This window comes from Brevundimonas sp. ZS04, assembly GCF_001956865.1.
Lineage (GTDB): Bacteria > Pseudomonadota > Alphaproteobacteria > Caulobacterales > Caulobacteraceae > Brevundimonas > Brevundimonas diminuta.
This window is the reverse complement of the sequence record NZ_MTHE01000002.1, coordinates 63,043-86,732: the sequence shown is the minus strand read 5'-3', so window position 1 is coordinate 86,732 and position 23,690 is coordinate 63,043. Positions and strand designations below refer to the sequence as shown.

The following is a 23,690-nucleotide window of genomic DNA, read 5'->3' as shown; positions in this document are numbered from 1 at the left end:
CGCAGCTGGCTCCATGTCGCCTTCCCCTCAAGGCCGAACACGTCTGATTGCGTGTAGCCCTCTCGGACCAACGCCCTGCGCACTTCCGACGGAATGCGATATCGACCGCTGTCCGCCAGTTGGAAGGCCCGCTGAACGACGGGTGTCTGCGTCATTTCATCTACTCCCCTGTCAGGGGAATCCGAACGCCGTCCTCTGATTGAGGTTGCGGCCAAGCCTGTCATTTCAATCCGAACTGGAGAACCCAATGGGATTCCGCTTTTCCAAGCGGTCGATGGACCGTGCGCGCGCGGTCGATCCGCTGTTGATGGCGGTCGCGGTCATCGCCCTGAACCGATGCGCCGTCGATTTCGGCATCACCGAAGAGCAGTCGCGGTCGCTGAACGAACAGGCCGAGAAGGTGCGGCGTGGCGTGTCGCGGACCATGGATTCGGCGCACGTCATCAAGGCGGGCACGGCGTTCTCGACCGGGCTGGATCTGGTCCCCTACATCGACGGCGTCTTCACCTGGGGCGACGACCACTGGCGGGTGAAGACGAAGGCGGGCGCCGTCATCGAGCCCTTCTATGAGATCGCCTCGGCCATGCGGGAGGCCGCCATTCTGGTCGGGGTTCGTCTGGTCTGGGGCGGAGCGTGGGACCGGGTGCTGAACGACCTCCCGGCCGGGCCTGCGGCGATGAAGGCTGCCCTCGAAGGCTACAAGGCGCGGCGCAAGGCAATGGGCAAGAGCGCCCTGCTGGACGGGCCGCATTTCGAGATCGCGCGATGAGAGATTTTCTTCGCGCCATCGGCCCGGCGTCATGGGCCGTCATCGCCCTCTGCGTCCTGCTGCTGTTCGTCATGGGCTGGTGCGCCGCCACGGCGCCCGGCCGGGAACGGGCCAAGGAGGACCGCGCCGTCGAGGCGGCCAACGCCAAGGCGCGCACCACGGGCGCCGCTTCGCACGATCGCGCAGCTGATGACCGGCTGACCGACCTGAAGATCAACAACCGACTGGAAAAGGAACGGACCGATGCGGTCTCTTCGATCCCTGACGCTCGCCCCACTGCTGGCCGCGTCGCTCTTGCTTGTCACCGGCTGCGCGAGCAGGGAACGCGTGACGCCGATCTACCCCCCGAGTGCCGACCTGGCCGTTGAGGCCAAGCCGGTCATGGCGCCTGAAGCGGTGCGCAGCGAAGCAGCGGGCATAGCCCATGACATCGCCATCGAGGGCTGGGGCGAGCGCGGATGGGATGCGGTCGGGCGGCTGTGCCGCTGGGCGGCCGACAACGGTATGAAGGGGCTGAGTTGCCCGCCGCCGCCTGAGTTGCCGCCCAGGCCTGGCTGACGGGCATAAGAAAACCCGTCTGCCACATTGGGACTCAGACGGGCCTAATGAGCCGAGGCTCCTATCCTAGATGGGGATGCGAGCCCGGATTGCAAGGCGTCGAGCTTCGGGCTCCGCCATTGAGGCTCGCTCTCTTCGGAGGGCGGGCCTTTCGTCGTTTGGAACCGCGTGAAAAGGCGGCTTCTAGCCGGCTTTGCGGCGGGGCGCCGCTCGACGCGCCTTCGCCGGCGCCGCTTGGGTCTTTGCCCCCGTCCGACGCCGAGGCGCAGCGCCGCCCTCCAGGCTGGCGCGCAATGCGGCCATCAGATCCACCACGTCCGTGTCTTCAGGCTCAGCGGCGCGGACCGGCTTCTGGCCCTTCTGCTTCGCTGCAATGAGCGCCTTGAGCGCTTCCTCGTAACGATCGACGAACTGGTCAGGATCGAACGGGCCGGCCTTTTGCTCGATGATGCGGCGGGCGATATCGACCATGGCGGGGTCGGGAGCCTGGTCCGTGATGGCCCCGAACACTTCCCGCGACGCCCTGACCTCGTCGCGTGTGCGCAGGGAATAGGCCAGAATGCCGCGATCGCGCGGCTCAAGCGCCAGCAGGCGTTCCCGCGTTGACAGAACGACACGACCGAGAGCGATCTTGCCCTCAGATCGCATAGCCTCGCGGATAACCCCGAACGCCTCTTCGGCCAAGGCTCCGGCCGGGGCTAGGTAGTAGGGGTTGTCCCAATATAGGCGGTCGATCTCCTCCTCGGGCACGAAGCGTTCGATGTCGATCGTCTTGGTGCTCTCCAGCTTGACCGATTTGATCTCCTCGTCGGTCAGCAGGATGTACTCGTCCTTGGCGACGGCGTAGCCCTTGACCAGCGAAGACCGTTCGACCGGCCCGGTGTCGGGGTCGGTCGTCACCATGCGAATGCGGTTGTTGGTCTCAGGGTTGATAAGGTTGAACCGTACATCGCCGCCGGAGCTGGTCGCGGTGTAAAGCGCGACCGGGCATGTCACGAGGGAAAGGCGCAGGTGTCCCTGCCAGGTGGGGCGATAAGCCATGTCGGACCTCCGGGCGGCGCCGCATGCGCCGCCGACTCAACACCGGGCCCGGTGATTCGCTCCCTTATGCTCAGTCGCAGGGCTCCGCCTGCCCGTCGTTCAGGTCGATGACGAAGCAGTGTTCCTGCCCGCCGTCCAGGTCCGCCACGAAGATGCGGATCTCGTCGTCGGCGTCGACGGGCGGAGAGTAGAGTTCGGTAAATCCGACGGCCGCCGCTTCAAAACTGCCGGCTTCCAGGACGTGGCCGTGCGCCCGGCCGAGGCCTTCAGCGTAGGCGAGGTAGCGATGCTGTTCGGGTTCGATCATTCGCGGCTCCTCTCTGTCTGAACGCAGGGGGCCAGAAAAGGATTCCATGATTCGGCGTCAGGCGGCTGGCGTCACATCCCGATAGGGCTCGCCCCGATCGCCCGCCTCGGATCTGGTCAGCACTCGCGTTTCAAACGCCGAGGAGATGGCGACCTTGATGCCTCGATGTCGGATGCCTTCGTCCAGAGACTTGGCCGTGTGATCGATCGCGTAGAGATCATCGCACCATTCATCGCTGTTGATCTCGATGAGGCCGGGCTGAAGGTCGGGGTCTTCGCCGGCAGAGGCCAGCATGGCGTCGAGAGCGGGGGTCAGTTGTTCGGGCGTCATGGCGCGGTGGTGTAGCTGAGTCGCCCTGTCGCGGCCTAGCGTTGGCGCCGCAGCAGACGCGCCGCCTCTTCCTTCCACAGTGCGCGAAAGCGCAGGACGATGGACGCGGGCAGGCTGGCCGCCGCGCGGGACCGACGGTGAAGGTCATGGGCCTCGGCCTCGAAGCGGGCGGCCTTCTGCTGATCGGTCTCGGCCGTCATGGCGATTCGGGCCAGACCTTCTGCACGGTCAGTGATCCGGCCGAGCAGGGCTGCAGCATGAGGTCTTCGGCCGCGCTGAGATCCAGCCAGTGGACGCCGGCGCCCGGCGGCAAGAGGACAATCTGGCGGTCGTGGTAGGGCGCGACGTCGGGGCCCGGCTCGGTGGTCAGCATAGAGAAAGCCCCCTCCTTAATGAGGCCGGCAATCCAGAACCATGGTTGGCCAGCCATGGTGAAGAGCCACTTCGTTTTTCGTCCCTGCACCTTGGGTTCGGTGAACTCGTAGAAGCCGTCGGCGGGGATCAGGCAGCGGGTCGACTTGGCGAAAGAGCGCCCGTCCGAGCGGAAGTTGAAGACGGGTTTCCCGGTCGGGCTCTTCCACGCCCAGGGCGTCATGGTCAGCTGCAGACCATCGGCGCCTTGGGTGATGACGGGCGCGACGTCGCCGATGCGGTAGTCGGCTGCAGCCAGGTTGGGCAGGCCGCCCGGGAAGCCGAGCGACCGGCCCGCGTCACGGAACGGCGCGGCGATTTGGTTAGCGGGAACATGCAGGCGGTAGTTGTTGCACATCGGCGGCTCCCTAGAACATTTCGACCTTAAGGCCGCGACCTTCAGGCGGGTAGGTCCAGAAGCACATACGCCCCTGACAGTGCCGGCGGCGGCAGCGCGCGGTCCGGCCCCAGAGCACGAAGTCCTCGCCAAGCGCCCTGCGCACGACGGCCAGGTCGACGGTCATCTCCAGATGACACCGCAGGCAGCAGGCGACCACGGGCCAGCCCTGGCGCTGGAGGTCGCCGACCTTGGCGGCGCGGCCCATCCACTGAGCGCGCGTCCAGTTGTTGTAGCGGGGGTTCATGCCCATGGTCAGTCACGCGGCCAACGCCAGATAACACGCATCCCGGCGCCGCCGCCGGCGTAGCTGCTGATCGTTACGCTCGGGCCTCGCAGGCCGCAGGACTGACACCTGAGGGACGGCCGCAGGTCCTTTATCGGCGTGCGCCTGGCCTGCCTCGGCCACAGAGCCCACGCGGGGCCGACCTTGTGCCCGCAGGCGCACGTCAGTTCCATCTGGTCGCAGGGCGCGATGTCATCCACCGCGACAGTGTCGTCGTACTCGCGATGCATGGCTTAATGCGCCGTCGCTCCCCTTGCAGCGCACGCCGTGCGCAGGCGCGCCAATGTCCCCGGCGCCTTTGTCTCGATCTCGCGAAGGATCGCCCCGGCCCCGGCCCGGCCGTCTGCGCTGTGAAGGTCCAGGCCGGCTAGGCGCAGCATCAAGGCGGCCAGTTCCTTGTCCGCTGGGGCGGTCATCGAGGCGGCCGCCCGACATGGGTCATGCCGGCGATCAGCCCCGCAATCAGCGCGCGATCGCGAGGCGGCGGCGTGATCCGCTCCTCCATCAGGGCCGCCAGCTCTTGCAGCTCGGCCTTGAACCGCTCCTCCGGCGGCGAACTGGGTTCGTCTCGCTTCATCGTCTCCTCCATCCATTCCGCCTCTCGTCCGGGGCGGGATCGGCGCGCGCCAACGCGTCGACCTGCGGGCAGGTCCCCGCACGACTGGACCGATCGGCCGCCCGGCCGGTCGCCGCCCCGCTCTCGCGAGAGGGGGACTCCTAACCGTGCAAGGGACCTGCCCGCAAATGAATTGTTCTCGTAATGTTCTCCATCTCGGCCAACGCCCCGTCGCGGCCGCCGAGCCGCCTGCAGCGTGGCTGGGCGGCAAGCGCCACCTGGCCAAGCCCATCTGTCATATTCTGGCTGCGACCGATCATGACGCCTATGTCGAACCCTTCATCGGCATGGGCGGCGTCTTCCTGCGCCGGCGGGTTCGGCCGCCGGTCGAGGTCATCAACGACATCTCTGGCGATATCGTCACCCTGTTTCGGGTGCTGCAGCGTTTTCCCGACGCCCTGCTGCGCGAGCTGCGCTGGCGACCGGCGATGCGAAGCGAGTTCGCCAGGCTGAACGAAACGCAGGACTGCGACCTGCTCGACATCGAGCGAGCGGCGCGGTTCCTCTACCTGCAAACCCTGGCCTTTGGCGGCAAGATGTCTGGGCGATCGTTCGGCGTCAGCACCAAGGGAGCGCACAACTTCGATCTGACGCGGCTGGAGCCGCGCTTGAGGCGCCTGCATGACCGCCTCGCCAGCGTCGTCATCGAGAACCTGGACTGGCTCGACGTCATCGCGCGCTATGATCGGCCGGGCACGCTGTTCTACCTGGACCCGCCCTACTGGGGCGGCGAGGGCGACTATGGCGCCGGCGTCTTCATGCGAGGGGACTTCCAACGCATGGCTGACAAGCTGCGCGCGATCGAGGGGAAGTTCCTGCTCTTGATCAATGATCGGCCAGAGATCCGCGACCTGTTCGCCTGGGCCGACATCGAGGCCGTGCAGACGACGTACACCATCGCCGGCGGAGACAAGGCGTCGACGGCGGCCGAACTGTTGATCGGGAAAGGGGTGAAGCTGGCGCCGGCGGCGGCTCAGGCGAGCCTTTTCTAGGCTAGACGGCCAGTTTCACGATCCGTTCCAATGTGGGTGTGCGTTGGTAGTTGCCTCCAACCACCACGGATTTCCTGGTCAAATGTCGGCGATACACGGTCGCGCATCGCCCCGTTGCGCCGCTGATGGCGTGGCGAGCCGTATCGAGTATGGGCGTGCTCTTGGCGGCTCACGGCTTGCCGGGCGGCGGAAGGACGGCCGTAACCTCGCCTTCGCCGTTCAGGATGCTAGTCGTCTTCGCGCTCTGATGAAGCAGGCTCAGCGCGCGCGCCTCAAACTCGGCTTCGGTCGGGGACTCAGCCTCCAAGAATTCCATATGGGGCACGTTGGAAGACGAAAGGTCGATCAAACAAAAGTAAGCCACGGGCAACTCCCAAGCCGTTCAGGCGGGAGTGTTCGGCGTGCGCTACCGATCTCTACCAGTCGCAGACGGCCAGATGAACTTAGCCTACGATGGCGAGACCCTACACGCTGGTTAGCGGTTAAGCCTAATTCAGCGGCTTATGGCGACGCGAGCTTTGAAGCCGTCGCGTCCATCCTCCGAGCCGACAACGGAGGAGGCCGCTTCTCGTCGAGCTGTCGCTTGTCGGGCGTCGCCGTGTTCTCTTCGCTTGGAACGGTTCTTCGCGGCCTCGCCTTTATGGGCCTGTTCAGGAGGTCGATCATGGTCATCAGTTCACGCGCTACTCTGCGCGATCAGGCGGGGGTGAAGCTGGTTCGAATAGAGCGTTTGGCCAAGCAGCAGCGCCTGATTTCCTTTCAGCTTTCATCGCATCGGAACGGCAGTCAGCGCCTGATCACGGATGAAGCTGAGGCTCATCGAGCGTTTGCCCGCGAGGTCGCCGCGTCTCTGCAAGACCCAGTAGTCGTGGGTCTGCTCGAGCGGGGCGTCCTAGATAATTGAAGACCCCTCGCCAGGCGCTCAGACGTCTAGCGAGGGGCTCCGCGGTTCAACAGAGGGCAGCCCTAGATGGGTTGGGGCGGGCTGCGACGGGCTAACTGTATGCGCGGGAAGTGGTTCCAAACGACAGAAAGCGCCCCAGTAAACCGGGGGGAGTGCTTTAGTTGATCCCGATGAAGCTCTGTCGCTGGGGTTAAAACGAAGCGGGAGGATGAGCGGTCGTTCTGTGCGGGCGGCGGACATGGATCGCAGCGCCAGACCATCGCCCCGGCCTGCAACCAAATCCAGCATGGCCGGTTGGCTCTATATGACTGGACTTGGTGGATACCTACTCGCTGCGCTCGACAACCTCTTTAAGCGCATGACCGGGAATGAGCGTCTGCTTTAGCGGTTTCTTGGCTGCGGCCGGAGATGGTGGCTCCTGCCGCACCGCCAGACGATCAGCGGTCGAACATCTTACAGAGCGGGCGTTCGGCCATTTCTTCTAAATAAAGCGGCCGTGGAGGCTCAGCTTTGCGGGATCCGCGAGGCGCCGCCGGTGATCTTGCAGACGTAGTCGGTCTGCGGGCGACCCGTCTGGCGGCCGGTGGGCGAGATGATGCCGCCGCGCTCGCGGCATTCGGCGTCCAGCTTATCCATTTCCTGCTGATAGGTCGGCAGCGGATGGGTCGAAGCGCAGGCGGCGAGCGCCAGCGGCGCGACAATGACGGCGACGAGGAACAGGGGGGCGCGCATGGGAGTCTCCTTCAACCGGTGAACGAGCGGCGAGACGGAATGATCCCCCTGAATCCGTCTCGGAGCAAGGCTAGGCTTTCGGCGTCTCGTCAGCCCGCCAGAACGCCCAGATGCTCCAGCAGGATCTTCAGGCCCAGCGCGATCAGGGCCACGCCGCCGACCAGCTCGACGATCTTGCCCAGCCGCGCGCCCGCCGCCTTGCCGACCAGAAGGCCCAGGGTCGCCAGGGCGAAGGTGGTGAAGCCGATGCAGGCGGCGATCAGCCAGATGTTCGCGTCCAGCAGGGCCAGGCCGACCCCGACCGCGCCGGCGTCGATCGAGGTGCCGACGGCGGTGGCGACCAGGGCCAGCAGGCCGCGCGACGCGGCCTTGCCGCCTGCGTCAGCCGCCTCGACGGCTTCTTCGTCGCGCTTCAGCGCCTCCCAGATCATCTTGGCCCCGACCGCGCCCAGCAGGCCGAAGGCGATCCAATGGTCGATCGCCGCGACGAAGCCGGCGGCGGCCACGCCCAGGGCGAAGCCGATCAGGGGAGTGATGGCTTCGATCACGCCGAACACCAGGCCCGAGCGCAGGGCCTGGGGCACCGTCGGTCGGTGCTGGGCGCCGCGCCCGATGGCGGCGGCGAAGGCGTCGGCGGACATGCTGACGGACAGGACGGCGATGGCGACAGGGGACATCATGGGAAAACACACTCGGCCGGACGCATGACAGCACGCTCCACGCACGGGCCGGCCCCGCAGGTGCAGCATGCTGGTCTCGCTAGGCGGAGGTGATCCGCTGATCGCGCCATGCTCCTGACGACAGGAGCAAGTGTGTTGACGCGACCCCGGCTGGGATATGCCGGAAGCTACTCCCCAACGGCCGCCCCTCTAACGCCTCGTTCCGAGTCTATCAACCCGCGCATGGCCAAAGGCGACAAGACGCCCCATCTGTGCTAGACGCCGCCGCTTCACTCTTCGCCGCAGGACATCCGCCCTTGAGCATTTCGCTCGATCTCTCGCGCGCCAGCGCCCCGGTCAAGACGCCCGTCAACCTCAGCGGTCTGACGCGCGACGAACTGCGCCAGGCCCTGATCGACGCCGAAATCTGTCCGCCCGAAAAGGCCAAGATGCGCGCCTCCCAGGTTTGGCGCTGGATCCACCACTACGGCGTCACCGACTTCGCCCTGATGAGCGATGTGGCCAAGGACACCCGCGCCAAGCTGGCCGAGGCCTTCACCCTGGCCCGCCCCGAGATCGTCGAGCGTCAGGTGTCCAAGGACGGCACCCGCAAATGGCTGATCCGCACGGCGCCGGGCATCGAGATCGAGACCGTCTACATCCCCGACGTGGGCCGGGCCGGCGCCCTGTGCGTTTCGTCCCAGGTGGGCTGCACCCTGAACTGCACCTTCTGCCACACCGGCACGCAGAAGCTGGTCCGCAACCTGACCACGGCCGAGATCGTGGCCCAGGTCCAGGTGGCCCGCGACGACCTGGACGAGTGGCCCTCGCCCAAGGAAGACCGCCGCCTGTCCAACATCGTCTTCATGGGCATGGGCGAGCCGCTCTACAATCTGGACCACGTCGCCAACGCCATCGACATCATTTCCGACAACGAAGGCATCGCCCTGTCGCGGCGCCGGATCACCGTATCGACCTCGGGCGTGGTGCCGCAGCTGAACGCCCTGGGCGAGCGCACGGCGGCCATGCTGGCGATCAGCCTGCACGCCACCAACGACCCGCTGCGCGACCAGCTGGTGCCGCTGAACAAGAAGTATCCGCTGGATCAGCTGATGGCCGCCATCCGCGCCTATCCCGGCCTGTCCAACGCACGCCGGGTGACGTTCGAATACGTCATGCTGAAGGGCGTCAACGACAGCCCGGCCGAGGCGCGCGCCCTGATCAAGCTGATCGAGGGCATTCCGTCCAAGGTCAACCTGATCCCGTTCAACCCCTGGCCCGGCACCGATTATCAGTGCTCGGACTGGAAGACGATCGAGACCTTCGCCGCCATCCTGAACAAGGCCGGCTACGCCTCGCCCATCCGCACCCCGCGCGGCCGCGACATCCTGGCCGCCTGCGGCCAGCTGAAGTCCGAGAGCGAAAAACTGCGGGCTTCGGCGCGTCTGAAGGCCGAGCGCGAAGAGGCGGACGCAGCCTGAGGCCCGACCGTCCGTCTGGACGCTTTGTCCGTCGACTGTGGCGCGGGCGCCCTAGCGGAATGGTCAGGCTTTCGGGCAAGGGTGTTTTGGTTTCGTTCCCCTTCAGGCTGGGAGGCTAGGGTTCGTCGTCATGGAGACCTCGTCGTTGCCGGGCGTTCTGTCGACTCCTGAACTCCAGGCGTTCGCGACGGGCTTTCCGATCCTGATGCTGCATCTGGCCGTGACCTTCGGCCTGCTGGCGGCGGGGGCGGCGGTCTACGCCCTGCTGACGCCGTGGCGCGAAATCGCCCTGATCCGCCAGGGCAATCCGGCCGCCGCCGTGGCCTTTTCCGGGGTGCTGGTGGGCCTGGCCATTCCGCTGGCGGTGTCCCTGTCGGTGTCGACCTCGATCCGCGACATCGCCATCTGGGGCGTGGCGACGGTGGTGCTGCAACTGCTGGCCTTCCGCGTCGTCGACTTCCTGCTGCACGGCCTGCCGCAACGGATAGAGAAGGGCGAAACCTCCGCCGCCGTGGTCCTGGCCGGGGCCAAGCTGTCGACCGCCTTGATCCTGGCGGCCGCCCTGACGGGTTGAGGGGGCGGCCTTGCGCTTTCCCCATCTTCCCGACTGGACCATCTACGCCGCCGTCATCGGCGTGATCCTGGTTGCGTCGCTGAACCGGGGCGAGCGGGCTGATGCGCCCCACGACTTCCATGCCGAAGAGCCGACAGGACCGTTGCTGGGGCCGATCACCCCCTTTGACCCGTCCGTCACCGTCGACACTTCGGACGAGCACGAGCCGGTGTCGGGCACGGCCTTCTCCATCGCCGGGGACGGCCGCTGGATCACCGCCCGCCATGTGGTCGAGGGCTGTCGCAAGCCGGCCCTGGTGATCGACAAGACTCGCGCCCTGGCCGCCGACGTGCGCCTGGCCGCGCGGGCGGACGTGGCTCTGCTGCTGACCGACGGCGGGCCGCCCGCCCTGCCGATCGCGCCCGAGGCGCCGCTCTACAAGGGCCAGCGCGCCTTCCATCCCGGCTTCCCCCAGGGACGGCCGGGCGAGGTGGCCTCGCGCCTGATCGGCCGCGAGACGCTGAAGATTCGCGGCCACCGCTCCTATGACGAGCCGGTGCTGGCCTGGGCCGAGGCCGGACGCACGCGGGGGCTGAAGGGCACGCTGTCTGGCCTGTCCGGGGCGCCGGTGCTGGATCGTCGCGGACGGGTGCTGGGCGTGACCATCGCCGAGTCGCCCCGGCGCGGCCGTATCTACACCACGGCGCCCGACACCTTCGTGCCCACCGTCGGCGCCCAGCAGCGCGCCGACGAAGCGGCGCTCGGCCAGGCGGTGACGACCCAGAACTACGGCGCCGTCTCCGATCGCCTGCGTCAGGATCTGCGCGTCGCCCAGGTGGTCTGCCTGACGACGTGAGCGAATGATTTTCCTCCCTGTTCGCGAAGCGGACGGGGAGGTGGATCGGCGGCGTAGCCGGCGAGACGGAGGGGCCGCTTGGTTCCGCCGTCCTAGCCCCTCCACCGCTTTCGCGGTCCCCCTCCCCATTTGCATGGGGAGGAAAAGATCGCCCGGCGCCCTACTTCAGCGTCGCGCTGTCCAGATTGAGTTCGGTCAGCGGAATGACCTCGACGTTCGGATACTTGGCCCGCAGGCCGTCGATGAACTTCGAGGCGTCGCCGACCACGACCAGGCTGGCCCGGTCGGTCGGCAGGTGTTCGGCGAAGGCGGCCTCGACCTGCTGCGGCGTGACCGCGCGGACGCGCCCGGCGTAGTCGGCCAGGTCGCTCATCGGCAGGTCGTAGAGGGCCAGGTTGGCGACCAGGCCGCCCAGGCCGTCGACCGTCTCCAGCGAGCGGCCGAAAGCGCCGATCAGGGTGGCGCGGCGCGGGGCCAATTCAGCCTCGGTCGCCGGGGCGTCGCCCAGCTTGCCGATCTCGGCCAGCATCAGCTCGACCACCTCTGTCGCCGACTCGTTCTTGGTCTGGGTCGAGGCGGTGAAGACGCCCGTTTCGGCCCGCGCGCCCAGCGCCGATCCAGCGCCGTAGGACAGGCCCTTCTCGATGCGGATCTTCTGGTTCAGCCGCGAGGAATAGCCGCCGCCCAACAGGGTGTTGCCCACCGTCAGCGGGAAGAAGTCGGCGTCGGTGCGGCTGACGCCGCGGATGGCGGCGACGACTGCGGCCTGGCCGGCGCCCGGCTGGTCGATGACGACGACGCGCGGAGCCAAAGCCTGGCCCGCCTTGTCGACGGCGGCAGGGGCGGGACCGGCGTCGCGCCAGTCGCCGAAGGCTTCATCCGCCAGGGCGCGGGCCTCGGCCGGGGTCACGTCGCCCGAGAAGACCAGCGTGGCCTGCGACGGACGGAAGCGGTCGGAGTGGAACACCGCCACGTCGTCGCGCGTCAGGGCGGGGATGCTGTTCACCGTCCCCGAGCCCGGCGCGCCGTAGGGGGCGTCGCCGTAGATCACGCGTCCCACCGACTGGGAGGCGATGGAGCCCGGCTGGCTCAGCGCCACGCGCAGACCGTCCAGGGTCTGGGACTGCTGACGCTCCAGCTCCTCGGCGGCGAAGGTGGGGTTGCGCACCAGGTCGGCCATCAGGGTCAGGGTCCGGCCGAACACGTCCTTGGGCGCATTGGCGTAGACATTGGTGAAGTCGGCGCCCGCGCCCGCGCCGATGCTGGCGCCCAGCTGTTCGATGGCGGTGGCGATTTCCGGGGCCGCCTTGGTCGTCGTGCCTTGGGTCAGCAGGGCGGCGGTCATGGAGGCGACGCCCGGCTTGCCCGCCGGATCGTGGGCCGAACCGGCGTTGAAGTTCAGCCGCGCTGAGACCAGCGGCAGGCCCTGCGTCGGGGCGACCAGGACGCGCAGGCCGTTGTCCAGACGGAAGTCGGCGATGGCCGGGGTGGCGGGCGACACCTCGGGCCCCGGCTGGGGCAGGCGGGCGCGCTCGGTTTCCGGCAGCAGGACCGCGACCGGGCCGGCCGGGGCCAGGGACGCGACCGTGACGGGGGCGTCGACGTTCTTCTTCTGCTCGCTGGGCGCATTGGCGTCGTCGGCGGGCAGGTAGTTGATGGTGATCTGGCGCTGCGGCGTCAGATAGCGGCGGGCCACGCGCTGCACGTCGGCGGCGGTGACGGCCTGGATCTCGGCGATCTCGCGGTCGGCGGCGGTCGCGTCGCCGGTCATGATCAGCGCCATGCCCAGGGTGGTGGCGCGGTCGTCGATGCTTTCACGGCCGCGCAGGGCGTCGGCGACCAGCTCGTTCTTGGCCTCGGCCAGTTCGGCGGCGGTGACGGGCTCGTCGCGCAGACGCGCGATCTCGGCCTCCAGCGCGGCCTTGCCGGTCTCGACCGTCTGGCCGCCGGCCATGATGGCGTAGGCGGCCAGGTTGCCCGCCTGCTGGGCGAAGTCGGGGTTGGAGCCCGCCGAGGCGGCGATCTGCTTGTCATAGACCAGCGAGCGGTACAGGCGGCTGCTCTCGCCGGTGGACAGGATGCCGTCCAGCACCGTCAGGGCCGCGCGGTCGGCGTCCTTGTAGGCCACGGTGTTCCAGGCCAGGGCGACGGCGGGCAGGGGCACGTTCGGCGCGTAATAGGTGGCGGTGCGCGGGCCGGTCGGCTCGGGCTCCTTCACGTCGTTGGCGGGCATGGGCGTCGCCGGACGCTTCAGCGGGGCGAAATATTCGTCGACCCAGCCGTCCAGCTGCGCCTGATCGAAATTGCCCGCCACGATCAGCATGGCGTTGTCCGGCCGGTAGTAGGTGGCGTGGAAGCGCAGCACGTCGTCCAGGGTCGCGGCGTCCAGCTCCTCGATCGAACCGATGCCCGGACGGCGATAGGGGTGGTCCTGATAGATGGTCTCGGGCGTGAACAGGCCGAACAGACGGCCGTAGGGGCTGGCCAGGATGCGCTGGCGGTATTCCTCCTTCACCACGTCGCGCTCTGAGGCGAAGTTCGCCTCGTCGACGACCAGGGAGCCCATGCGGTCGGCCTCGGCGAACAGGATGCGCTGCAGGTGGTTGGCCGGGACGACCTCGTAATAGGCGGTCACGTCGTCGGCGGTGAAGGCGTTGTTGAAGCCGCCGACGTCCTCGGTCAGACGATCGAACGTCTCGGACGGCATGTTCTTCGTCGCCTTGAACAGCAGGTGCTCGAACAGGTGGGCGAAGCCCGAGCGGCCCGCCGGATCATCCTTCGACCCCACGCGATACCAGACCTGGACCGTGACGTTGGAGGTCGAGGCGTCGCGCGCCGTATAGACCTCCATGCCGTTGGCCAGCACCCGCTTGGCGAAGCCCAGCGGCGGCACCTCGACCCCGCCCTGGGCGGCAGACGCGACGGCGGGCGGCGCCTTGGCCCAGGCCGGGGCGGCGGCGGGCAGGCCGAGCAGCAGCGCCGAGGCGCAGGCGGTCAGGATCAGGCGATTCTTCATGAGGGGCGGCTTTCCAACGCCCGCAGTCGAAGAAACGGGCGCTGAAAGCCTAGCAGGGCGAAGAGCCGCCGCGCACCTTACGGAGCTGTAATGAAAGGGGCGGAGCTCTACCGCCCGAACACCTCGACGCCGACGCCGCCGTCGGTCGCCAGCCAGGCGCGCTTCATGCCCTGGCTGTTGTAGGGGGCGGCGATGTTGCCCTCGCGGTCCAGGGCGATCAGGCCGCCGTCGCCGCCCAGGGCGCCGATGCGGTCGATGACGGCTTGCGACGCCTCGGCCAGAGACTGACCGGCGGCGACGCCGAAGGCCGTGCGCGCGGCGGCGGCGACGCGGATGAAATACTCGCCCTGGCCGGTGCAGGAGACGGCGGCGTGTTCGTCGGCCCAGGTGCCGGCGGCGGGGATAGGGGTGTCGCCGACGCGGCCCGGCATCTTGCCGAACACGCCCGCCGTCGAGGTGGCGGCGGCCAGACGGCCTTGGCTGTCCAGCACGCAGCAGCCGACGGTGCCGTGGCTCAGGCCGCCGGGCGGATGGTTGTCCTCGCCCTTGCCGGCGCGGGTGTACCATGCCTCAGGATCTTCGACGCGGGTCAGGCCCTGTTCGGCGGCGAAACGGGCGGCGCCGTTTCCGGCCAGCATGACGTGGGGGGTGCGGTCCATCACCGCGCGGGCGGCGACGACCGGGTTGCGGAACCCTTGCAGGGCGGCGACGGCCCCGGCCTTGCCCGAGGCGCCGTCCATGAGGCTGGCGTCCAACTCATAGTCGCCCGCCAGATTGGGCGACGCCCCGCGCCCGGCGACGTAGAGGCCGGAATCCTCCAGCATGACGACCGCCTCGACCGCCACGTCCAAGGCCGACGCCCCGGCGTCCAGCCGCGCCTTCATCGCCTCGACGACCTCGCGCATGTGCACGACCTCGGCGTCGTAGTTGCGCTCGCGCCGGGCGCCGGCGCCGCCGTGAAGAATGAGGGCGGGTTTCGCCATGATCGTCTCCTCAGAACCTATTCGACCTCTTTGCATCGGGCCGCAGGCTGATTAGCGTCGCCGGCGTGTCGGCGCCATGGCCGATGGGGGAAAGCTGAAAAGAGTTCCTATGCGTGCAGTCCTGTCCAAGGCCCCCGGCGGCCCGGAATCGCTTGTCGTCGAGGAGGTCATGGACCCCACGCCCGGTCCGGGCGAGGTGGTGATCGAGGTCAAGGCCGTGGGCGTCAACTATCCCGACGCCCTGATCATCGCCGACAAATACCAGTTCAAGCCCGAGCGCCCCTTCGCGCCGGGGGCCGAGGTCGCGGGCGTGATCGACGCCGTCGGCGAGGGGGTGAAGGGCGTGTTCCGGGGCGACCGCGTCGTCGCCGTGCCCGGCTGGGGCGGCATGGTCGAGCGGTTGAAGGTCAAGGCCGACAGCCTGATCCCCATTCCCGAGGGCATGGACTATGAGACCGCCGCCGCCTTCATCATGACCTACGGCACCAGCTACTACGCCCTGAAGGACCGGGCGCAGCTGCAGCCGGGCGAGACCCTGCTGGTGCTGGGCGCGGCGGGCGGCGTCGGCGCCGCTGCGGTCGAGCTGGGCAAGGCGATGGGCGCGCGCGTGGTCGCCGCCGCCTCGACCAACGACAAGGTCGAGTTCGCGCTGGAGCTGGGCGCGGACAACGGCCTGATCTACCCCTCCGGCCCGATGGACAAGGCGGCCCAGAAGGAGCTGTCGGGCGAGTTCAAGCTGTCGACCGGCCGCGACGGCGCCGATGTGGTGTTCGACGGGGTGGGCGGCGACTACGCCGAGCCGGCCCTGCGCGCGATGGACTGGAACGGCCGCTATCTGGTGGTCGGCTTCCCGGCGGGGATTCCGTCCCTGCCGCTGAACCTGACCTTGCTGAAGTCGGTGTCGGTGGTCGGCGTCTTCTGGGGCGCCGCCGTCGCCCGCGATCCCAAGGCCCACGCCGCCAACATGGCCGAGCTGATGCAGCTCTACGCCGAGGGCAAGATCAAGCCGCGCGTCAGCCGCACCTTCCCGCTGGAGCGCGCCCATGAGGCCATCCAGGCCCTCAGCGACCGCTCGGCCGTCGGCAAGATCGTGGTGAAGGTGGAGGATTGATCGACCCTTCCTTCTCCCACGGGGGGAGAAGGGCTTATTCCTCGTCCTCCCGCAGCCGCTTCAACGCCTGCGCCGCCTGATCGTGGTGGCGGGGCTTGAGGTGGGCGCCCAGGGTGGCCAGCACCGCCGCGATCACCGCGGCGTCGTCGGTGAAGCCGATGCCGGCGAAGATGTCGGGAATGGCGTCCACTGGCATGACGAAATAGGCCAGCGCCCCCAGGATCAGCCCCTTGGCCGCCAGCGGCGTCTTGGGATCCTGGGCGGCGTACCAGGCCGCCATCGCCTGTCCGGCGAAGGGGATGCGGGCGGCGGTGCGCCGCATCTTGGGCCAGAAGCCCTTGCGCACGCGCATCTCGTTCACCTTCTGCACGGCGGGAACCAGGGCCTTTTCAGGATTGATGGCGTCATCAGGCGACACCCCGTTGGTCTTTGCGGTCATGGCCGCTAAATCCTCGCACGAGCACTCGGTTCAATCGAATATAGGACGACTTTCATGAAACTCGACGCTTCGATCGCAGCAGTGGTGACGGGCGGGGCTTCGGGCCTCGGCGAAGGCACGGCGCGCGCCCTGGCGGCCAAGGGCGTCAAGGTCGCCCTGTTCGACCTGAACGAAGAGCGCGGCGAGGTCATCGCCCAGGAGATCGGCGGCGTCTTCTGCAAGGTGGACGTGACCTCGGACGACAGCGTCGCCGCCGGCTTCGCCAAGGCTCGCGCCGCCCACGGCCAGGAGCGCCTGACCGTCAACTGCGCCGGGATCGCCACCGGCCAGAAGACCGTCAGCCGCAAGAAGGACACCGGCGAGATCCGCGCCCACGACATGGCCCAGTTCGAGCGCACCGTCTCGATTAACCTCTTCGGCACCTTCCGCGTCCTGTCGCAGTCGGCGGCGGGCATGGTGACGCTGGAGCCGATGGACGACGGCGAGCGCGGCCTGATCATCAACACCGCCTCGGTGGCGGCCCAGGACGGCCAGATCGGCCAGGCGGCCTATTCGGCGTCCAAGGGCGGCGTCTACGCCATGACCCTGCCCGTCGCGCGCGACCTGATGAACGAGGGCGTGCGGGTCAACACCATCCTGCCGGGCATCATGTGGACGCCGATGATGGCGGGCATGGACCAGAAGGTGCAGGACGCCCTGGCCGCCATGATCCCCTTCCCCAAGCGTCTGGGCACGCCGGCCGACTACGCCGCCCTGGCCCTGCATCTGGCCGAGAACACCTACATCAACGGCGAGTGCATCCGTCTGGACGGGGCGATCCGTCTCGCGCCTCGCTAAGGCGATGAGCGGCAAGGCCGCTAGCGCTCGCCGCGCGGCGGCTCGCTGCTTGAGCGGGCAGGGCGCGTAGCGGCGGCAGCAGCTGCGCTTTGAAGTGGCCCCCGAGGCGTCCGAGCGGGCGTTCCGGGGGCCGTTTTCGTGTGAAGTTTCAGGGCTATTCGAAAAAAATCGACGGATTGGACGAAAATCGAAAAAGGGGCTTGCGCGATCCGAAGTCGGTCCGCTATACGCCCCTTCCTCGACGGGGAGCAGCACATCGCTCCCAACGGAGTGCGGGCGTAGCTCAGGGGTAGAGCATCACCTTGCCAAGGTGAGGGTCGGGCGTTCGAATCGCCTCGCCCGCTCCAGTCGAAAGGGAAAACGGGGTCCGGCCGCAAGGTCGGGCCCCGTTTCCTTTTGCGCCCTGTCCATCGCCGCACGTGAAAAAGGCCCGACGATCCCGTCAGGCCTTTTCGCATTCCCTCCTCCGACCTTACAGCCCCAGCGCGGCGCGGATGTCGCGCCAGTCGACGTATTTGAAGTTCTGGGTTCCGGTGTCGTTGACGTCGTCCTGGATGACCACCAGGCCCTCGGGGAAGGGTCCGACCGGACCGCCCAGGGCGGCCAGGCCGTCGGTGCCCGTCACCCCGTCGACCGTCCCGTCCACGACCACGAAGCGGCCCTTGAACTGCGGTTCTGAGCCGTCGATGCGCCAGACGGGGAAGGTCGAGTCGCCCTGACTGGAGGCGATCAGATAGCGCGCGGCGCCGTCCGTCAGCGTGGTCAGCCCTTCGGCGTCGGCCACCAGCAGCCCCGGCGCGACCGGCTGGACCAGGGTGCGCGTCCCGCCCGAAGCCGGGTCGAGGCCGTAGCGCCACAGGCCGACGTTCTCCTCGGCGATATAGAGGGCGTCGGTCGCCGGATCGGCGGCGCAGCCTTCGGAGATGGAGCCGATCTCGGCGCGGCGGACCAACTGTGCAGACGGGCGGCCGTCGGGTCCGGCGGCGACGATGAACTGACGCAGCTCGCCCTCATGGCCGACCAGGACGGCGTGCACCTCCTCGCCGCGCCGGGCGAAGCAGAAGCCGTAGGGCTCGACCACGTCGGTGGCGATGGAGCCCCAGTAGCGCACCTTGTTGTCGCCGGTCCCGGCCGGGTCGAACAGATAGAGGGCGACGCCGGTGCGGCCCGGCGTGCGGTCGCTGGCCCCGATCAGCAACTGCGGGCGGCCGTCGAGGCTCAGGCCCTCGACTACATCGACGTTGTTCAGCAGCCCCTCGGGCATGAACTGCAGAATCTTGCCGTCGAAACCGTAGACGTAGAGGCCCGCCTTCTTGTCGGTGCCGACGACGAAGCCGGGGGTCTGGACGCCGCCGATGGTCACGGGCGTCGTCGAGGCCCAGACGGCGGGATCGTCGGCCGCGTCGTCGCCCACCGTGCCGACCGAGGGCGTCTCCAGCACGGCGCGCACGGGCGCGCCCTGGCCGACGAAGCCGCCGCCCTCGCCCTGATAGTCCGCCTCGTGTCCGGCGCAGGCGGCCAGAAGCAGGGCGGGGGCCAGAAGGCCGGCGAGCGAACGCAGGGGCAGGGAGGCGGGCATGAGCGGAGCTTTCCGTCCGAATGAGGAATGCCCGCCCGAAACACGCGCGCGAAAGGACGGTCAACGGCGCCGCCGCGACGGTTCGGCGATGGTTCGACAACGGATGATCCGGATCGGGACGAACTGTCGTCATCCCGTGTTCCGCTCGCAGATTCCTTTTCGTGAAACCGTCGCGGCCGCGTCGTCGCGGCGCATTAGCCATCCCGCCGGAACCGGGCCGCCAGAAGCGGCGCCGGCCTTCGGGGATATGGACATGAAGCTCGGACTTCTTCTCAGCGCGGCGAGCCTGCCGCTGGTTTTCGCTGTCGCCGCCCAAGCTGCTGACGCCAGGGCTGCCGACGTGGCGGTTGACGCCGCTCCGGCCGTCGCGGCCGCCCCGGCGGGCGACGGCCTGATCGGTCGCGTCGTCAACGCCGACGGCTCGCCCCTGCCGGGCGCCGAGATCATCGACCGCGCCAGCGGCCGCCGCGCGGTCAGCAACAGCCAGGGCGAGTTCAACCTGGGCGGCGTCTCGGGCCAGGTCACGCTGGAGGCCCGCTACATCGGCCTGCCGACCGCGACCCAGACGGTCGCCGCCGCGCCGGGCCGCCTGACCTCGGTCACCGTCATGATGGGCTCGGGCGATGCGGTCGCCGTGGCCGACGTCATCGTCAACGGCGTCATCACCGAGGGCGTGGCCCGCTCGCTGAACCAGCAGAAGAACGCCGACGGCACCATCAACGTCCTGTCGGCCGACGCCATCGGCCGCTACCCCGATCCGAACGTGGCGGAATCCCTGCAGCGCGTGCCCGGCATCGCCATCCAGCGCGACCAGGGCGAGGGCCGCTACATCAACGTGCGCGGCGCGCCGTCGGCCTTCACCTCCGTGTCGGTGGACGGGGTGACGGTTCCGGCCGTCGATCCGGGCACGCGCGCGGTCGACCTGGACACCCTGCCCAGCGACATCGTCTCCAACATCGAGATCTCCAAGACCCTGCTGCCGAGCCAGGACGCCGACTCCATCGCCGGCGCGGTCAACATCAAGACCCGCTCGCCCTTCGACCAGCGCCGCCTGGCCGTCAGCGGCTATGCCGGCGGCAGCTACAACGACTACGGCGGCGAGGACATCCGCGCGGGCGCCACGGCGTCGAACGTCTTCGGCGCGGACCAGACCTTCGGCGGCCTGCTGTCCTACTCCTACTCCAGGACCAACCGCCGCCCCGACAACGTCGAGTCCGGCTGGACCAAGATGGAGACCCCCGAAGGCGGCGAAGTCTTCGCCCTCGAGGAAAGCCTGTTCAAGGATTACGACACCGAGCGTACGCGCCAGTCGATCAACGGCGCGCTGGAGTTCCGCCCGTCGGACGCCTATCGCGCCTGGGTCCGCAGCTCGTTCGCCCAGTTCGAGGACGACGAGTACCGCAACCAGCTGCTGCTGACCTATGACGAAGGAAAGCTTCAGGCCGGCGCCACCGACCGCAAGGCGACCTTCAATGACGTGACGGTCGAGCGCCAACTGCGTCACCGCACCCAGAAGAACGAAATCCTGACCCTGACGACCGGGGCCGAGCGCATCTTCGGCAACGGCGCCGTGTGGGACGCGAACATCTCGTGGGCCAGCAGCGAGCAGACCTATCCGAACCGCAACGAGCTGCTGTTCCGGTCGCGGGCCAAGCCGTCGGTCACCTATGACTTCACCGGCGATCACTACCAGCCGACCTATTCGATCTTCACGACCGGCGAACACATGGATGCGGCGCAATACCGCTTCCGCGAGAACGCCTTCCGTTCCAGCACGACCGAGCAGGACGAACTGACCTTCCAGACCAATTTCGAGTTGCCTTCGGTCATCGGCGGCCGCGAGATCACCTGGAAATTCGGCGGCAAATACCGCACCCGCGACATCTCGGCCGACGAGGACCGCTTCCGCAGCCGTGACGCCGCCCATGCGCCGTCGCAGTCCTACGCCGACCTGCTGACGGGCTCGGACTCGCGCAACTACGACTATCTGTTGGGCAAGAAGTTCAACAACGGCCTGGTGGACGACTACTTCGGCCAGATGCGCCCGCTGTCGCCGATCCGTCCGGCGGATTCCATCGCGGCGGACTATACGGCCAAGGAAGACATTCTGTCGGCCTACGCCCAGGGCCGCCTGGACATCGGCGCGACCAACATCATCTTCGGCCTGCGCGTAGAGAACACCAAGTTCGAGGGCGAGGCCGCCAGCCTGATCGATAACGACGGCACCAAGCCCTATGACATGGCGCGGGTCGATCGCGACGACACCGAGTTCTTCCCCAACCTGACGGTCCGCCACAGCTTCTCGGACAATCTGATCGGCCGCTTCGCCCTGACGCGCTCGATCTCGCGCCCCGAGTTCAATCAGATCGTCCCGCGTCGTATCGAAGAGACCGACGGCACGGACATCTCGTATGAGATCGGCAACCCGGACCTGCAGCCGACGCTGTCGAACAACGTCGACTTCGGGCTGGAATACTACTTCGCCTCGCTGGGCGTGGTGTCGGCCAACGCCTTCTACAAGGATCTGAGCGACTACCGCTACATCCTCAAGTACGAGGACAAGGTGACGATCGACGGGACCGAGTTCGACGCCGAGTTCGAGACCCCCATCAACGCCCCGAACGGCCACCTGATGGGCCTGGAGCTGAACTGGCAGCAGAAGTTCAGCTTCCTGCCCGGCTGGGCCTCGGGCTTCGGCGTCTTCGCCAACTACACCTGGACCGACGCCGAGATCGAAACGGCCCAGGCCTATGGCGGCCGCAACAAGTTCTCGCTGCCGGGCCAGTCGGAGAACAACTACAACCTGGCCCTCTTCTACGAGATGGCCGGCTTCAGCGCCCGCCTCAGCTACACCAAGCGCAGCGACTATCTGGAAGAGATCAACGCCGACGACCCCGACTTCGACCTGTTCGTCGAAGGCCGCGAGCAACTGGACTTCACCGCCTCCTACGACTTCGGCAACGGGGTCGAGGTGTTCGGCGAGGCCAAGAACCTGACCGACTCGGCGGGCGTTCGCTACTACGGCTCGCGCGAGCGGACCTATGAGTACGAGAAGTTCGGCTACAACGTCTTCATGGGCGTGCGCTTCAAATACTGATCGGTCCATAGCGGCTGAAAACGGAAGGCCGGGCGGCGACGCCCGGCCTTTTGCTTTCGTCGGCCCCTCCTTTAGTCTTTCTCGGCATGGTCCCCGACGCGATCCGGGCCTATATGGACCGTGGCGGTTGACCCCGCCGGGGTCGGCGCTAGTGTCCGCGCCGCTCTCTTCCCCAGCGCCTGAACGATCAGAGGACCATATGGCCGACGCTGCTTCCCAGACCTACGACGTGGTGATCATCGGGGGCGGGCCGGGCGGCTACAACGCCGCCATCCGCGCCGGACAACTGGGGCTGAAGACCGCCCTGATCGAAAAGCGCGCGACCCTGGGCGGCACCTGTCTGAACGTCGGCTGCATGCCGTCGAAGGCCCTGCTGCACGCCTCGGAACTGTATGAGGCCGCCAACATCGAATTCGCCGGCATCGGCATCGAGGTGAAGCCCAAGCTGGACCTGGCCCAGATGCACAAGGCCAAGGACGACAGCGTCGAGGCCCTGACCAAGGGCATCGAATTCCTGATGAAGAAGAACAAGGTCGACGTGGTGAAGGGCTTCGGCCGCATCGTCGGCCAGGGCAAGGTCGAGGTCGAAGCCGAGGGCGGCGCCAAGACCACGCTCGAGACCAAGAACATCGTCATCGCCACCGGCTCGGAGCCGACCCCGCTGCCGGGCGTCGCCTTCGAGGACGGCAAGGTCATCGACTCGACCGGCGCCCTGTTCCTGCCCAAGGTTCCCAAGCATCTGATCGTCATCGGCGCGGGCGTCATCGGCCTCGAGCTCGGCTCGGTCTGGCGTCGTCTGGGCGCCCAGGTCACGGTCGTGGAGTTCCTCGACAAGGTCGGGGCGGGCATGGACGGCGAAGTCGCCACCGCCTTCCAGCGCGGCCTGACCAAGCAGGGCATGACCTTCCGCATGGGCACCAAGGTCACCGGCGCCAAGACGTCCAAGGACGGCGTGGAGCTGACCCTCGAACCCGCCAAGGGCGGCGAGGCGGAAACCCTGAAGGGCGACGTGGTGCTGGTCGCCATCGGCCGCCGTCCCTACACCGAAGGCCTGGGGCTCGAGACGGTCGGCGTCACGCCGGATCAGCGCGGCTTCATCGCCAACGACCACTTCAAGACCTCGGCGCCGGGCGTCTGGGTCATCGGCGACGTGACGCACGGCCCGATGCTGGCCCACAAGGCCGAGGAAGACGCCGTGGCCGTGATCGAACTGATCGCGGGCAAGCCGGGCCACGTCGACTACGACCTGGTGCCGTCGGTCATCTACACCGGCCCGGAAGTGGCCTGGGTCGGCAAGACCGAAGAGGCGCTGAAGGCCGCGGGCGTCAACTACAAGAAGGGCAAATTCCCCTTCGCCGCCAACAGCCGCGCCAAGATCAACCATGAGACCGAGGGCTTCGTGAAGGTTCTGGCCGACGCCGCGACCGACAAGGTTCTGGGCGTCCACATCTATGGCCCGCAGGCGGGCGAGCTGATCGGCGAGGCCTGCATGACCATGGCCTTCGGCGGCGCCTCGGAAGACGTGGCCCGCACCTGTCACCCGCACCCGACCCGCTCGGAAGCCTTCCGTCAGGCCGCCATGGGCGTCGAAGGCTGGACGATGCAGGCGTAAGCCTCACCGGCTTCAGACCGCGATCTGAACGGCGCGCTCCGCACGGGGCGCGCCGTTTTTCGTTGCCGAAACTTAACTTGCTGGCCTCGGCGGGCGTCTTCAGTTTCACCGCGAAACGGCGGGA

Annotated in this window: 26 protein-coding genes, 1 tRNA gene and 1 riboswitch; of the genes, 13 read left to right on the top strand and 14 right to left on the bottom strand. The window is 67.9% G+C overall.

Annotated elements, in window-relative coordinates:
- Positions 1 to 247 precede the first annotated feature (247 nt).
- From BJP32_RS03495 to BJP32_RS17035, 3 genes are read left to right on the top strand one after another with little or no spacing between them, the layout of a single operon-like run.
- Positions 248 to 769, top strand: a complete 522-nt coding sequence (locus tag BJP32_RS03495) for a hypothetical protein (RefSeq protein WP_076222901.1) — start codon at positions 248 to 250, stop codon at positions 767 to 769.
- Positions 766 to 1,137 (top strand): hypothetical protein, encoded by a 372-nt coding sequence (locus BJP32_RS16875; RefSeq protein WP_083673859.1) that lies wholly within the window; start codon positions 766 to 768, stop codon positions 1,135 to 1,137. The genes BJP32_RS03495 and BJP32_RS16875 overlap by 4 nt, the downstream gene beginning before the upstream one ends.
- A gap of 13 nt (positions 1,138 to 1,150) precedes the next feature.
- A complete protein-coding gene (locus tag BJP32_RS17035; RefSeq protein WP_158043289.1) occupies positions 1,151 to 1,327 on the top strand; it encodes a hypothetical protein in 177 nt (58 codons plus the stop codon).
- A gap of 183 nt (positions 1,328 to 1,510) precedes the next feature.
- Here BJP32_RS17035 and BJP32_RS03485 read toward each other — a convergent pair whose 3' ends face one another.
- From BJP32_RS03485 to BJP32_RS17290, 8 genes are all read right to left on the bottom strand, one after another.
- On the bottom strand, positions 1,511 to 2,368 hold the full coding sequence (locus BJP32_RS03485) for a Ku protein (RefSeq protein ID WP_076222897.1): 858 nt from the start codon (positions 2,366 to 2,368) through the stop codon (positions 1,511 to 1,513).
- A 70-nt stretch (positions 2,369 to 2,438) separates the two neighbouring features.
- Positions 2,439 to 2,675 (bottom strand): DUF5961 family protein, encoded by a 237-nt coding sequence (locus BJP32_RS03480; protein WP_076222896.1) that lies wholly within the window; start codon positions 2,673 to 2,675, stop codon positions 2,439 to 2,441.
- 57 nt (positions 2,676 to 2,732) lie between these two features.
- Positions 2,733 to 3,005, bottom strand: coding sequence for a hypothetical protein (locus BJP32_RS03475; RefSeq protein ID WP_076222894.1), 273 nt, complete (start codon positions 3,003 to 3,005; stop codon positions 2,733 to 2,735).
- A 35-nt stretch (positions 3,006 to 3,040) separates the two neighbouring features.
- Positions 3,041 to 3,205, bottom strand: a complete 165-nt coding sequence (locus BJP32_RS17295) for a hypothetical protein (protein ID WP_157683833.1) — start codon at positions 3,203 to 3,205, stop codon at positions 3,041 to 3,043.
- Positions 3,202 to 3,774 (bottom strand): SOS response-associated peptidase family protein, encoded by a 573-nt coding sequence (locus tag BJP32_RS03470; RefSeq protein ID WP_076222892.1) that lies wholly within the window; start codon positions 3,772 to 3,774, stop codon positions 3,202 to 3,204. Before BJP32_RS03470 ends, BJP32_RS17295 begins: the two co-directional genes overlap by 4 nt.
- Positions 3,775 to 3,784: 10 nt before the next feature.
- On the bottom strand, positions 3,785 to 4,060 hold the full coding sequence (locus BJP32_RS03465; protein WP_143255405.1) for a hypothetical protein: 276 nt from the start codon (positions 4,058 to 4,060) through the stop codon (positions 3,785 to 3,787).
- A 272-nt stretch (positions 4,061 to 4,332) separates the two neighbouring features.
- On the bottom strand, positions 4,333 to 4,515 hold the full coding sequence (locus BJP32_RS03455; RefSeq protein WP_076222887.1) for a hypothetical protein: 183 nt from the start codon (positions 4,513 to 4,515) through the stop codon (positions 4,333 to 4,335).
- The gene (locus BJP32_RS17290) at positions 4,512 to 4,676 is read right to left on the bottom strand and encodes a hypothetical protein (RefSeq protein ID WP_158043288.1); all 165 of its coding nucleotides are present in this window, start codon (positions 4,674 to 4,676) and stop codon (positions 4,512 to 4,514) included. Before BJP32_RS17290 ends, BJP32_RS03455 begins: the two co-directional genes overlap by 4 nt.
- Positions 4,677 to 4,843: 167 nt before the next feature.
- Between BJP32_RS17290 and BJP32_RS03450 the strand changes: the two genes are divergently transcribed.
- Positions 4,844 to 5,707: a DNA adenine methylase gene (locus BJP32_RS03450; protein WP_076222885.1), complete on the top strand. Its 864-nt coding sequence runs from the start codon at positions 4,844 to 4,846 to the stop codon at positions 5,705 to 5,707.
- Between the two features lie 583 nt (positions 5,708 to 6,290).
- Positions 6,291 to 6,611: a hypothetical protein gene (locus BJP32_RS03445; RefSeq protein WP_046652478.1), complete on the top strand. Its 321-nt coding sequence runs from the start codon at positions 6,291 to 6,293 to the stop codon at positions 6,609 to 6,611.
- A gap of 504 nt (positions 6,612 to 7,115) precedes the next feature.
- Here BJP32_RS03445 and BJP32_RS03440 read toward each other — a convergent pair.
- Together BJP32_RS03440 and BJP32_RS03435 are read right to left on the bottom strand one after the other, a co-directional pair.
- Positions 7,116 to 7,343, bottom strand: a complete 228-nt coding sequence (locus tag BJP32_RS03440) for a hypothetical protein (protein ID WP_076222884.1) — start codon at positions 7,341 to 7,343, stop codon at positions 7,116 to 7,118.
- Between the two features lie 89 nt (positions 7,344 to 7,432).
- The gene (locus tag BJP32_RS03435) at positions 7,433 to 8,023 is read right to left on the bottom strand and encodes a manganese efflux pump MntP family protein (RefSeq protein WP_083673858.1); all 591 of its coding nucleotides are present in this window, start codon (positions 8,021 to 8,023) and stop codon (positions 7,433 to 7,435) included.
- A 12-nt stretch (positions 8,024 to 8,035) separates the two neighbouring features.
- Positions 8,036 to 8,201, bottom strand: a riboswitch (yybP-ykoY riboswitch).
- A 118-nt stretch (positions 8,202 to 8,319) separates the two neighbouring features.
- Here BJP32_RS03435 and rlmN point away from each other — a divergent pair.
- The 3 genes from rlmN (at position 8,320) to BJP32_RS03420 (ending at position 10,892) form a co-directional block, all read left to right on the top strand.
- Positions 8,320 to 9,483, top strand: a complete 1,164-nt coding sequence (gene rlmN, locus BJP32_RS03430; RefSeq protein WP_003166327.1) for a 23S rRNA (adenine(2503)-C(2))-methyltransferase RlmN — start codon at positions 8,320 to 8,322, stop codon at positions 9,481 to 9,483.
- A gap of 130 nt (positions 9,484 to 9,613) precedes the next feature.
- Positions 9,614 to 10,057, top strand: a complete 444-nt coding sequence (locus tag BJP32_RS03425; protein ID WP_003166326.1) for a DUF350 domain-containing protein — start codon at positions 9,614 to 9,616, stop codon at positions 10,055 to 10,057.
- A 10-nt stretch (positions 10,058 to 10,067) separates the two neighbouring features.
- Complete coding sequence (locus BJP32_RS03420) at positions 10,068 to 10,892, top strand: serine protease (protein ID WP_046652476.1); 825 nt, start codon at positions 10,068 to 10,070, stop codon at positions 10,890 to 10,892.
- 160 nt (positions 10,893 to 11,052) lie between these two features.
- On the opposite strand, the gene BJP32_RS03415 is transcribed toward BJP32_RS03420, so the two are convergent.
- Positions 11,053 to 13,908 carry a pitrilysin family protein gene (locus BJP32_RS03415; RefSeq protein WP_076222882.1) on the bottom strand — a complete coding sequence of 952 codons (2,856 nt, stop codon included), beginning with the start codon at positions 13,906 to 13,908 and terminating at the stop codon, positions 11,053 to 11,055.
- A gap of 107 nt (positions 13,909 to 14,015) precedes the next feature.
- Positions 14,016 to 14,891, bottom strand: coding sequence for an isoaspartyl peptidase/L-asparaginase family protein (locus BJP32_RS03410; RefSeq protein WP_076222880.1), 876 nt, complete (start codon positions 14,889 to 14,891; stop codon positions 14,016 to 14,018).
- A 109-nt stretch (positions 14,892 to 15,000) separates the two neighbouring features.
- On the opposite strand from BJP32_RS03410, the gene BJP32_RS03405 reads away from it, so the two are divergent.
- Positions 15,001 to 16,002, top strand: a complete 1,002-nt coding sequence (locus tag BJP32_RS03405) for an NADPH:quinone oxidoreductase family protein (protein WP_076222879.1) — start codon at positions 15,001 to 15,003, stop codon at positions 16,000 to 16,002.
- A gap of 34 nt (positions 16,003 to 16,036) precedes the next feature.
- On the opposite strand, the gene BJP32_RS03400 is transcribed toward BJP32_RS03405, so the two are convergent.
- Complete coding sequence (locus BJP32_RS03400) at positions 16,037 to 16,441, bottom strand: YkvA family protein (protein ID WP_003166321.1); 405 nt, start codon at positions 16,439 to 16,441, stop codon at positions 16,037 to 16,039.
- A 54-nt stretch (positions 16,442 to 16,495) separates the two neighbouring features.
- Between BJP32_RS03400 and BJP32_RS03395 the strand changes: the two genes are divergently transcribed.
- Positions 16,496 to 17,278: an SDR family oxidoreductase gene (locus BJP32_RS03395; RefSeq protein WP_003166320.1), complete on the top strand. Its 783-nt coding sequence runs from the start codon at positions 16,496 to 16,498 to the stop codon at positions 17,276 to 17,278.
- A 272-nt stretch (positions 17,279 to 17,550) separates the two neighbouring features.
- A tRNA-Gly gene (locus tag BJP32_RS03390) sits at positions 17,551 to 17,625 on the top strand.
- A 125-nt stretch (positions 17,626 to 17,750) separates the two neighbouring features.
- Here the strand turns inward: BJP32_RS03390 and BJP32_RS03385 are convergent.
- Positions 17,751 to 18,857: a phytase gene (locus BJP32_RS03385; RefSeq protein WP_076222877.1), complete on the bottom strand. Its 1,107-nt coding sequence runs from the start codon at positions 18,855 to 18,857 to the stop codon at positions 17,751 to 17,753.
- 253 nt (positions 18,858 to 19,110) lie between these two features.
- On the opposite strand from BJP32_RS03385, the gene BJP32_RS03380 reads away from it, so the two are divergent.
- Positions 19,111 to 21,954, top strand: a complete 2,844-nt coding sequence (locus BJP32_RS03380; protein WP_076223113.1) for a TonB-dependent receptor — start codon at positions 19,111 to 19,113, stop codon at positions 21,952 to 21,954.
- 199 nt (positions 21,955 to 22,153) lie between these two features.
- On the top strand, positions 22,154 to 23,566 hold the full coding sequence (gene lpdA, locus BJP32_RS03375; protein ID WP_076222876.1) for a dihydrolipoyl dehydrogenase: 1,413 nt from the start codon (positions 22,154 to 22,156) through the stop codon (positions 23,564 to 23,566).
- The last annotated feature ends 124 nt before the right edge of the window (positions 23,567 to 23,690 follow it).